This window comes from Pseudomonas sp. P7548 (genome assembly GCF_013386585.1).
GTDB lineage: Bacteria > Pseudomonadota > Gammaproteobacteria > Pseudomonadales > Pseudomonadaceae > Aquipseudomonas.
In genome coordinates, this window is record NZ_JACARO010000039.1 from 91,490 (window position 1) to 101,903 (window position 10,414).

A 10,414-nucleotide genomic window follows, 5' to 3' on the forward strand; every position below is an offset into this window, starting at 1 on the left:
GGCGGGAACGGTTAGGATAGCCGCCTGTTTCAGTCAGTCTTTTTTCGGGAGTAGCCCATGAGCGCCGTCAATCGCGCAGCGGTGGAAGCCGTTCTTCGCCAGTACACCGACCCCTATTTGAACCAGGACCCGGTCAGTGCCGGTTGTGTACGGGCCATCGAGGTCCAGGGCGACCAGGTCTCGGTCCAGTTGGAACTGGGCTATGCCGCCGGTCTGTTCAAGAGCGGCTGGGCGCAGATGTTGCAGATGGCCATCGAAGGTCTCGACGGCGTAGCGTCCGCCAAGGTCGACATTCAATGCGTGATTGCCCCGCACAAGGCCCAGGCGCAGATCCCTGGCCTGGCCAACGTCAAGAACGTGGTCGCGGTGGCGTCCGGCAAGGGCGGTGTGGGTAAATCCACTACTGCCGCCAACCTGGCCCTGGCCCTGGCCCGTGAAGGCGCGCGCGTAGGCATTCTCGACGCTGACATTTACGGCCCGAGCCAAGGCGTGATGTTCGGCATTGCCGAGGGTACTCGGCCCAAGGTCAAGGACCAGAAGTGGTTCGTGCCGATCGAGTCCCTGGGCGTGGAGGTCATGTCCATGGCCTTCCTCACCGATGACAACACACCGATGGTCTGGCGCGGGCCGATGGTTTCCGGCGCACTGCTGCAACTGGTGACCCAGACCGCCTGGGGCGACCTGGACTACCTGGTGATCGACATGCCGCCAGGCACCGGTGATATCCAGCTGACCCTGGCGCAGAAAGTCCCGGTGGCCGGTTCTGTGATTGTCACTACGCCCCAGGACCTGGCGCTGCTGGACGCGAAGAAAGGCGTGGAGATGTTCCGCAAAGTCAACATCCCGGTGCTGGGCGTCGTGGAGAACATGGCGGTACATATCTGCTCCAACTGCGGCCATGCCGAGCATTTGTTCGGCGAAGGCGGTGGCGAGAAATTGGCCACTCAATACGGCGTGGAATTGCTGGCCTCGCTGCCATTGTCGATGCTGATTCGCGAGCAGGCCGACGGCGGTAAGCCTACGGTGGTTGCAGAGCCGGATAGCCAGATCGCGATGATCTATCAGGAATTGGCCCGCCACGTGGGCGCGCGGATCGTCCTGCAGGAAGCCGCTGCGCCAGCGATGCCGACCATTACGGTCAGCGACGACTGAGCCGTTGGTGGGAAAAAGAGCCTCGACGTGTCGGGGCTTTTTCTTGTCTGGAGGGTCGATGGAAGGCGGCAGTTACGCTTTTACGCAATTGCTCGTGTAAGCATTCGCTTACTTTTTCGTAAGTGATTGGTTTTTTTACCCGCCTTGGCCGTCTTGAATTGGTGAGAGTGTTTTTTATCTTATTGATATTAAAAGGTTATTTTGTTCGATTTGATCAGGGTCAATGGTAGTCCGTGCGCTTGGATCCCGTTGAACTTACATGGGAACTCTTTAAGATCAGCCCTGTGTCCACGGATTGACACAGCCATCAAGGAACGATGGTTCAAGGAACGTCGCAGGATGCGATTCATCAGGATGATGAAAAGGAATACAGGGACTAGGGAAAAAATGTGGGCGGGTCATACCGCCCCTTTTTTTGCCTGTAGAAAAGTAAAACCGGCTACGCAGAAACGCAAAAAGGCCCGCAAGGGGCCTTTTTAGTGGGCGGCAGCGCGATCAGCGCTCGAGGTCTGCAATCTTACCTTTTTTGCCATCCCACTCCGCAGCATCCGGCATCGGATCCTTGCGTTCAGTGATATTCGGCCAGATTTCCGCCAGCTCGACGTTCAACTGAATAAATTCCTGCATCTCTGCCGGGACTTCGTCCTCGGAGAAAATGGCGACGGCCGGGCATTCTGGCTCACACAGGGCGCAGTCGATGCACTCGTCCGGGTGGATAACCAGGAAGTTCGGGCCTTCGTAGAAGCAGTCCACCGGACATACTTCCACGCAGTCGGTGTACTTGCACTTGATGCAGTTGTCGGTGACGACGAAGGTCATTTCTAATTCTCTCCTCAGGCGGCGGCAGCGAAACCCTTTGTGGCAGGGCTCGCGAGGTTCGGGAGCGATAGTCTGCAGGCCAGGCTAATAGCCTGCAGCATCCCAAACCGCGCGAGAGTCTACCAGCTTGCAAGCGTCAGCGTTATATCCGAACCTTCAGTGCATATAACATTTCGAGCGCTTTGCGCGGCGTCAAGTCATCCACGTCAAGCTTGGCCAACTCTTCCAGTACCGGGTGGGGCAGGCTGGCGAACATATCGCTCTGGTGCGGAGCGGCAGGTTTGCTGGCGGCCTTGGCAGAGCTGGCGACCACGGTTTCATGGGGCAGGGCCGTGGTTTCCAGGCGGCTGAGGTGCTCGCGAGCGCGCAGGATCACATCGTTTGGCACACCGGCCAATTGGGCCACGGCCAGGCCATAGCTCTGGCTGGCCGGCCCTGGCAGTACGTGGTGCAGGAACACGATGCGTTCGTTGTGCTCGGTGGCGTTCAGGTGCACGTTGGCCACCAGTGGCTCGCTTTCCGGCAGTACAGTCAGCTCGAAGTAGTGGGTAGCGAACAACGTATAGGCACGCAGGTGTGCCAATCGCTCGGCCGCCGCCCACGCCAGGGACAGACCGTCGAAGGTGCTGGTGCCGCGACCCACTTCGTCCATCAGCACCAGGCTGCGCTCGGTCGCGTTGTGCAGGATGTTGGCGGTTTCGCTCATTTCCACCATAAAGGTCGAACGGCCACCGGCCAAGTCATCACTGGAGCCGATCCGCGTGAAAATGCGGTCCACCAGCGACAATTCGCAACTGGCAGCCGGTACGAAACTGCCGATGTGTGCCAGCAACACGATCAACGCGGTCTGGCGCATGTAGGTGGATTTACCGCCCATGTTCGGACCGGTGATCACCAGCATGCGAGTATCGTCGTCCAGCGACAGGTCGTTGGCGACGAACGGTGTGGTCAACACCTGTTCCACCACCGGGTGGCGCCCCTGCACGATGCGCATGCACGGCTCGCTCACGAAGCGCGGGCAGTTCAGGTCAAGGTTCAGGGCACGTTCAGCCAGGTTGCTCAGTACATCCAGTTCGGCCAGGGCGGCGGCGGTGTCCTGCAGCGGGGCCAACTGGCTGATCAGGTCTTCCAGCAGGTTCTCATACAGCATCTTTTCCCGAGCCAGGGCACGACTCTTGGCCGAGAGTGCCTTGTCTTCGAACTCTTTGAGTTCCGGGGTGATAAAGCGCTCGGCACCTTTAAGCGTTTGGCGACGTTGATAGTCGATCGGCGCCGACTCGGCCTGTTTGCTTGGCAATTCGATGAAGTAGCCGTGCACGCGGTTGTAGCCGACTTTCAGGTTGGCCAGGCCGGTGCGGGCTTTTTCACGGGCTTCCAGGTCGATCAGGAACTGCCCGGCGTTTTCGCTCAGGGCCTGCAGCTCGTCCAACTCACTGTCGTAACCGGTCTTGAGTACACCGCCGTCACGGATGATCGCCGGCGGGTTGTCGATGATGGCTTTTTCCAGCAGCGCCGCCAGTTCCGGGTAGGTGCTGGCGATCACGGCGAGTTGTTGCAGGTGCGGCGTGTCCAGTTCGGTCATCGCGGCCTGCAATTGCGGCAGGGCACCGAGGGCATCGCGCAGGCGTGCCAAGTCGCGAGGGCGAGCGTTACGCAGGCCGATTCGCGCCAGGATGCGCTCGATGTCGCCGATTTCCTTCAACTGCGGCTGCAGTTTCTCGAAGCGGTATCCGTCCAGCAGGCAGGTAATAGAAGACTGACGTGCCTGTAGCACGCTCAAATCCCGCAGTGGGCGGTTCAGCCAACGGGTCAGCAAGCGGCTGCCCATGGCGGTCTGGCAACGGTCGACCACCGATTGCAGGGTGTTATCACGACCGCCGGCCAGGTTGGTGTCCAGTTCCAGGTTGCGACGGCTCGCGCCATCCAGCACCACGGTATCGTCAAGGCGTTCATGACGCAGGCTGCGCAAATGCGGCAGGGCGGTGCGCTGGGTTTCCTTGGCATAGCTGAGCAGGCAACCGGCAGCGCCGATGGCCAGTGTGAGGGTTTCACAACCGAAGCCTTTAAGGTCTTGCACGGAGAATTGCTGACACAGACTTTTCAGCGCCGAATCACGCTCGAAATCCCACGGCGCACGACGCTTGGTCCCACGGCGTTTTTCTGCCGGCAAGTCCTTCGGCCAATCATCCGGGATCAACAGCTCTACCGGATTGATGCGCTCCAGCTCCGCCAGCAGGTTTTCCCAGCCCTTGATCTCCAGCACACTGAAATTGCCACTGGTGATATCCAGCACCGACAGGCCGAACAGACGCTCATCGCCCAGTACAGCAGCGATCAGGTTGTCGCGACGCTCATCCAGCAGCGCCTCATCACTCACCGTCCCCGGCGTAATAATGCGCACCACCTGACGTTCCACCGGCCCCTTGCTCGTCGCCGGGTCACCGATCTGCTCACAAATCACCACCGACTCGCCCAGCTTCACCAGCTTGACCAGGTAACCTTCCAGCGAGTGGTAAGGAATGCCACACATCGGAATCGACTGCCCCGCCGACTGCCCGCGCGCGGTCAGGGTGATGTCCAGCAACTTGGCGGCCTTCTTCGCGTCTTCATAGAAGATCTCGTAGAAGTCGCCCATGCGATAGAACATCAACTGATCAGGGTGCTGGTTCTTGAGGCGCCAGTACTGCTGCATCATCGGGGTGTGGGAGGACAGATCTGAAGTGGCTTTACTCATTGGGTCGTAGGCAAATTCGTTGAAAGGAGTGGGGCAAAGGTGGGGCATTCGGCCCTGCGATTTTGCGATGGCGGCAAGGTTAACACGCGAGGTCGTGGCTACGCAGTTCACAAACGGATAGGTATCCCGGCAGGGTAAATGCATGAAATATGCAATTTTGCATTTGCCAACCCCTAAATCCCCCGTCATCATCCCCGTTATGCAAAAACGCAACGTTTCAACCGTATTAAGAGTACTGCTGGACCGCGACCGGATCTCCCCCACGGAGCTTCACCGGCGTACCGGCGTGCCTCAATCCACGCTGTCACGGATCCTCAGCGGCAAGATCGTTGATCCGTCGGACAAGCATATTTCCCGCATCGCCGAGTACTTCCGCGTGAGCACCGATCAACTACGCGGGCGCGTGGCGGTGGGCGTTTCGCGGGAGGAGGGGCGTGACCCGATGCATTCCGAACTCAAGGACATAAGCCTGTGGGACGACGACACACCCGTTAATGATGACGAGGTGTCGATCCCCTTTTTGCGCGAGGTTGAATTGGCTGCTGGATCAGGAAGATTCGTCATCGAGGAAAGCGAGAAAGCCAGCCTGCGGTTCGGCAAACGCAGCCTTCGCCACAACGGTGTGCAGTTCGACCAGGCCAAGTGCGTGACGGTCCGTGGCAACAGCATGTTGCCGGTGCTGCGTGACGGCGCCACCGTCGGGGTGAATGCCGGCAAGAGCGGCATCGGCGACATTGTCGATGGCGACTTGTATGCCATCAATCACAATGGCCAGTTGCGGGTGAAACAGCTCTACCGCCTGCCTTCCGGGATTCGCCTGCGCAGTTTTAATCGCGATGAGCACCCGGACGAGGACTATAGCTTCCAGGATATCCAGGATGAGCAGATCAGCATCCTCGGCCATGTATTCTGGTGGGGCATGTACGCCCGATAAATTCCTGCTGTAAGACAAGGCCCGCCCACGAGCGGGCTTTTTTTCGTCTGCAAAAAAACCACCAACCCCGCTGCCTACAAAGCTGAAAATGCATTCATGCATTTCATCAGGAAAAATAAATGCATTTGTGCATTGACTGTATATGCATACATGCATATTCTTCATCTCAAGCCAGCCAACAAGGCCTGGTGGAGGCGGCAAGGATGCTGCCAAGGAAGACAAGGAAGGCACGCAACACCGGCAAGGACGCCATCGAAGCGATGGCAGGGATGCCAGGTAACACCGGCAAGGATGCCGACGCTCTTTAGTTTCACCAGCGCTTCAAGAACAGGCAGCGATGAACCGGCCTCATAACGGTTCAGAGGGTTGGCAACTGACCCGGGTGTGCAGCGTAAAGCACCAGAAGCAGTTATCCGGCAGACAGGGATCGTGGTCGGAAAAACATCGAGGAAAGGTCCGTACCGCGCCAGTAGCGCCGAAAGACCGAGGACATCATTACTGAAAAGCCCGGGCAACCGGGCTTTTTGGAATGCCTACCCCTACATGGATTTACCAAGGAAGCCGGCCCATTGCCGGCATTGCTCAGCCAGGAGGCGTGACATGACAAACGAGCAGCAAGCGTTAGCGGAAATGCCTATCTGGCTGGTGATCGCACTGGCCCTGATCGGCGGTGTATCTGGCGAAATGTGGCGCGCCGACAAGGAGGGCGCCCGTGGCTGGTCGCTGGTACGGCGCCTGGCCTTGCGATCCGGAGCGTGCATGGTCTGCGGGGTTTCAGCCTTGATGCTGTGCTACGCCGCCGGCATGTCGATCTGGACGGCGGGCGCCATTGGGTGCCTCACCGCCATGGCCGGCGCGGATGTCGCCATCGGCCTTTATGAACGCTGGGCGGCCAAGCGTATCGGGGTCAACGAGGCCCCGACGTCTCGCCCGGATCAGCAGTAACCCGCTGCAAGGACGCGACCCAATGACACTTATTGAAAAACCTTCCCAGCTTCCCGAGGCCATCGTGGAGGCGGTGAAGAGTGCTCTCCCACAGCTGCGCGTAGGCAACCACTTGGATGTTCAAGGCCCTGGCGTCTTGATCAGCCTCGAACGCAACGGCCCCGGCCTGCGCTCCCTGGCAGGGCGCAAGGCCCATGCGCTCACGGTTTTACTCAAGGTCAGCGTAACCACCGGCTCAGCCCCTTTCGACGCCTGCGACCTGGCCAGCCAACTGATGGACCTGGCCCTGGATAACCGCTGGGGCCTACCGCCAGACCAATGCGACTTGCCCACAAACATTGTTGCGGCGCCGTCGACTTCATCCAATTCAGAAACGGACTACGACACCTGGACCGTGTCCTTCACCCAAACCCTTTACCTCGGCCCGTCGCTGCTCGAAGACCCCACCGGCACACCGCTGTTTGCCCGCACCTGGGAAGTCTCGAACATCGATGATCCAGACCAATATCGCCCCCTGCAGGAGTAGTCCATGTTCGATGCACTGCTACGCATGCAGCTGGGGCCGATCGTCGAGCGCCTGGCCGAAATGGAAGCCCAGCTCGAAGACCTCTACCGTCGCGCCGAGAGCTTCTGCCGCATTGGTGTCTGCCAGGAAGTGGACGCTGCCAGTAATACCTGCAAGGTCAGCCACGGCGAGTTGCTCACCCCGGCCATTCGGTTCTTCAACCCCAGCGCGGGGGCGCAGACCGAAACCCGTATTCCGTCAGTCGGTGAACAATGCCTGTTGCTCAACTACGGCGGCGGGGAAGGGGGCTCGCAGTCCGTGGCCTTGTTCGGCCTCAACAGTAGTCTCTTTCCACCCGTCTCCAGTGTGGCCTCGCTGACACGCCGTCGCCATCAGGACGGCACTCAAAGCGATTACGACGATGCCAGCCACACCTTTAATTGGGTCAATGGCCCCACCACGTTCAGCGGCTCCCGCGAACAGGTCGAGGTCAAGGTCGGTGCCGCCAGCCTGACGATGACGGCCCAGAGCATCACCCTGCAACTCGGCGCCAGCGGTGTGTTGCTGGATGCGGCCGGCGTGCATTTGAGCGGCCCGGTAGTGGATCACCAGGGCCGCGTGATCAGCAGCGCATAAGGATTTGCGATGATCGGAATCGATAGGAACACCGGAGCAGCCGTCGATGACTGGCTGCAATTTGTGCAGCGTGCCACCCGAGCGCTGACCACCCCCGTGGGCACGCGTCAGAAGCGGCCTTTGTACGGCTCGCTCATCCCCCAACTGCTCGGCCAGAACCTGGGCGACGACTTGCTGATTCTCGCCCAGAGCCATGCCGCCCAGGCGTTCTATAACGCCCAGAACGGCATCGCCGATTTTCAACCCCAGGTCATCGTCGCCACTCGCCAGGGCGCCGGTTTGTTGCTGCGTTTTGCCGGCACCTGGAAAAACCGCCAACAGTCTTTCGAGGTCGTGACATGAGCATGCTGATCCCTGGCCAGAACCAACTGGCAGAACCGGCGATCATCGCTGTCGATGAGTTCGAACCTTTATTGGCCGAGTTCAAAGCCTTCGTCGTCGATTACGTCGCCACCCGTGCGCCGCAAAGTGCGGCCAAACTCAAGGTCAGTCTCGACAACGAAAGCGAACTGCTGACTCTGGCCCTGGAAGCGTTTTGCGTGCGCCTGCAAACCCACGAGCGCAAATACAACGCCCGCATCAAACAGATGCTGGCGTGGTGGGCCACCGGCAGCAACCTGGATGCCCGCCTGGCCGACATGGGCCTGGAGCGGCAGGTACTCGACCCCGGCGACCCGGCCGCCTTCCCGCCGGTGCCGCCGATTCTTGAGAGCGACGACGACGCCCGCCTGCGTTATTACCTGGCGCCCCATGCGCCGGCAGCGGGCTCGCGCATGCAGTATCGCCGTGAAGTCTTCACCCTCGGCGAACGGCCGTCGGTCAAGGTGCAAGGCGCCACGCCGGGTGTGGTCACCGTCAGCTACACCTTCGAACCGGATGGTTATGCGGCTCAGGTCAAGGACGGCAATGGCAGGCGCACTGCCCCCGGTGAGGTGATGGTCACTGTGCTTTCACGGGAGGGCGATGGCAGCGCTTCTGCCGATTTGCTTGACGGTGTACGGCGACATTTCGCACGGCCCGATGTGCGACCGGAGACCGATCGGGTCACCGTTCAGGGCGCGCAGATTCAACGTTACAAGATTCGCGTGGTGGCCATGATCAACGCCGGCCCCGATTCGGGATTGACCCAAGTCGCTGCGCAAAAACTGCTGCAAACCTACGCCGACTCTTGCCACCGCCTGGAGGGCCGTGTCGATCCAAGCTGGATCGACTACGCCATCCACAGCGCCGGTGCCGCCCAACTGCAGATTCTCGAACCTCTGGAACCGATCATCAGCAGCGCGTTCCAGGCCCCCTATTGCACGGGCGTCGAAGTGGAGGTGCGCACGCTATGAGTGAGCCTAAAGCGAGCCTGTTGCCTGCCAACAGCTCACCGCTGGAAAAGGCGCTGGACCTGGGCTTTGGCCAGTTGCTGGAGCGAGTGACTCCACCGTTCCCGCAATTGATGGACCCGGATCGCACGCCGGCGGCGTTCCTGCCCTACCTGGCGGCAGACCGCGCGGTGAACGAATGGAGTTCCACGGCCCCCGAGACCGAGAAACGCCTGACCGTCAAACTCGCCTGGCCCACCGCTCGCCAGGCTGGCACGCGACAGGCTTTGGAAAACGCGGCCAAAGGTCTGCAACTCACCCCAGAGGTGCGTGCCTGGTACGAACAAACACCGCCTGGCGTGCCCTACAGCTTTTCCGTACGGGCCTACACCGAATTGCCCTACAGCGAAATCATCGACGCCCGACTCGACCGCCGCCTGGCTGACGCCAAGAGCGAGCGCGACATTTTGTCGATCTCCGTAGGCCTGAGTGCTTCGGGCCGTCACTCCATCGGCGCCGCCACGTTGTGCGGCGAACTGACCACGATCTACCCCAACGTGCTGGCAGGAGTCGAGGCCACGGGCCGCGCTTTTATGGCGGCCGGGCTCTACACCGTCGAAACCACCACCCTTTATCCACAGGAGCACTAAATGGCTGACTATTACACCCTGCTCACGAATGCGGGGATCGCCTACGAAACCGCCTGCAAGGCGGCGGGCGTGCCGATCAAACTGGCGCAGATCTCCGTCGGCGACGGCAACGGCGCCGTCTACAACCCGGATGCCAACGCAAAAGCGCTGAAACGCGAAGTCTGGCGCGGGCCGTTGAATGCACTGTTTCAAGACGAAAAAAACGCCAACTGGCTGATGGCCGAAGTCACCATTCCTTCGGATGTTGGTGGCTGGTATGTGCGCGAGGCTGGGCTGTGGACCGACACCGGTATTTTGTATGCCATCGTGAAATACCCGGAGTCGTACAAGCCGGTGTTGGCCACGTCGGGCTCGGGGAAAGAGTTTTACATTCGCTCGATTTTTGAAACGAGCAATGCCTCGATTGTCACGTTGTTGATTGATGACACGGTGGTGAAGGCGACTCGAGCTTGGGTGATGGATTACCTGAAGCAGGGGACGTATTCCAAGGCTGAGATTGAGACGCTGATTGCTCAATCTTCGGCGCTGCCCGTGGGGTCGATGGTGGCGTTTCCGGTGGATAAGGTGCCGGTTGGGTTCCTGGAAATTGACGGTAGCGTGAAGAGTGCTGCGGCTTATCCCGATTTGGCGAAGTTCTTGGGGACTGCGTTCAATAAAGGGGATGAGGGGGTTGGGAATTTTCGACTGCCGGAGTCGCGTGGGGAGTTTTTGCGTGGGTGGGATCATGGG

At 60.0% G+C, this 10,414-nt stretch carries 11 protein-coding genes; 9 read left to right on the forward strand and 2 right to left on the reverse strand.

Going from position 1 to position 10,414, the window contains the following annotated elements; all coding sequences use genetic code 11:
- Positions 1–57 precede the first annotated feature (57 nt).
- Entirely contained in the window at positions 58–1,152 is a 1,095-nt protein-coding gene (gene apbC, locus HX803_RS17355; protein WP_178922075.1) for an iron-sulfur cluster carrier protein ApbC, read from the forward strand.
- A gap of 495 nt (positions 1,153–1,647) precedes the next feature.
- Here apbC and fdxA read toward each other — a convergent pair whose 3' ends face one another.
- Both fdxA and mutS read right to left on the reverse strand, forming a co-directional pair.
- Positions 1,648–1,971 carry a ferredoxin FdxA gene (gene fdxA / locus HX803_RS17360; RefSeq protein ID WP_003208688.1) on the reverse strand — a complete coding sequence of 108 codons (324 nt, stop codon included), beginning with the start codon at positions 1,969–1,971 and terminating at the stop codon, positions 1,648–1,650.
- Positions 1,972–2,113: 142 nt separating this feature from the next.
- Positions 2,114–4,705 (reverse strand): DNA mismatch repair protein MutS, encoded by a 2,592-nt coding sequence (gene mutS / locus HX803_RS17365; protein ID WP_178922077.1) that lies wholly within the window; start codon positions 4,703–4,705, stop codon positions 2,114–2,116.
- Between the two features lie 199 nt (positions 4,706–4,904).
- On the opposite strand from mutS, the gene HX803_RS17370 reads away from it, so the two are divergent.
- From HX803_RS17370 to HX803_RS17405, 8 genes are all read left to right on the forward strand, one after another.
- Complete coding sequence (locus HX803_RS17370; RefSeq protein WP_218647087.1) at positions 4,905–5,639, forward strand: XRE family transcriptional regulator; 735 nt, start codon at positions 4,905–4,907, stop codon at positions 5,637–5,639.
- A gap of 600 nt (positions 5,640–6,239) precedes the next feature.
- Entirely contained in the window at positions 6,240–6,584 is a 345-nt protein-coding gene (locus HX803_RS17375) for a phage holin family protein (protein WP_131697366.1), read from the forward strand.
- A 22-nt stretch (positions 6,585–6,606) separates the two neighbouring features.
- A complete protein-coding gene (locus HX803_RS17380; protein WP_178922080.1) occupies positions 6,607–7,110 on the forward strand; it encodes a hypothetical protein in 504 nt (167 codons plus the stop codon).
- Positions 7,111–7,113: 3 nt separating this feature from the next.
- Positions 7,114–7,725, forward strand: coding sequence for a phage baseplate assembly protein V (locus tag HX803_RS17385; protein WP_178922082.1), 612 nt, complete (start codon positions 7,114–7,116; stop codon positions 7,723–7,725).
- A gap of 9 nt (positions 7,726–7,734) precedes the next feature.
- The gene (locus HX803_RS17390) at positions 7,735–8,067 is read left to right on the forward strand and encodes a phage baseplate protein (protein WP_071492667.1); all 333 of its coding nucleotides are present in this window, start codon (positions 7,735–7,737) and stop codon (positions 8,065–8,067) included.
- On the forward strand, positions 8,064–9,059 hold the full coding sequence (locus HX803_RS17395) for a baseplate J/gp47 family protein (RefSeq protein ID WP_178922084.1): 996 nt from the start codon (positions 8,064–8,066) through the stop codon (positions 9,057–9,059). The genes HX803_RS17390 and HX803_RS17395 overlap by 4 nt, the downstream gene beginning before the upstream one ends.
- Positions 9,056–9,685: a phage tail protein I gene (locus tag HX803_RS17400; protein WP_178922086.1), complete on the forward strand. Its 630-nt coding sequence runs from the start codon at positions 9,056–9,058 to the stop codon at positions 9,683–9,685. Before HX803_RS17395 ends, HX803_RS17400 begins: the two co-directional genes overlap by 4 nt.
- On the forward strand, positions 9,686–10,414 hold a 729-nt coding region (locus tag HX803_RS17405), incomplete at its 3' end, for a phage tail protein (protein ID WP_178922088.1).

Bases quoted from the DNA above. Each gene is read 5' to 3' on its own strand.
- HX803_RS17375 (WP_131697366.1), top strand. From the start codon at position 6,240: ATGACAAACGAGCAGCAAGCGTTAGCGGAAATGCCTATCTGGCTGGTG.
- HX803_RS17395 (WP_178922084.1), top strand. From the start codon at position 8,064: ATGAGCATGCTGATCCCTGGCCAGAACCAACTGGCAGAACCGGCGATC.
- apbC (WP_178922075.1), top strand. From the start codon at position 58: ATGAGCGCCGTCAATCGCGCAGCGGTGGAAGCCGTTCTTCGCCAGTAC.
- HX803_RS17390 (WP_071492667.1), top strand. From the start codon at position 7,735: ATGATCGGAATCGATAGGAACACCGGAGCAGCCGTCGATGACTGGCTG.
- HX803_RS17385 (WP_178922082.1), top strand. From the start codon at position 7,114: ATGTTCGATGCACTGCTACGCATGCAGCTGGGGCCGATCGTCGAGCGC.
- mutS (WP_178922077.1), bottom strand. From the start codon at position 4,705: ATGAGTAAAGCCACTTCAGATCTGTCCTCCCACACCCCGATGATGCAG.
- HX803_RS17400 (WP_178922086.1), top strand. From the start codon at position 9,056: ATGAGTGAGCCTAAAGCGAGCCTGTTGCCTGCCAACAGCTCACCGCTG.
- fdxA (WP_003208688.1), bottom strand. From the start codon at position 1,971: ATGACCTTCGTCGTCACCGACAACTGCATCAAGTGCAAGTACACCGAC.
- HX803_RS17380 (WP_178922080.1), top strand. From the start codon at position 6,607: ATGACACTTATTGAAAAACCTTCCCAGCTTCCCGAGGCCATCGTGGAG.
- HX803_RS17370 (WP_218647087.1), top strand. From the start codon at position 4,905: ATGCAAAAACGCAACGTTTCAACCGTATTAAGAGTACTGCTGGACCGC.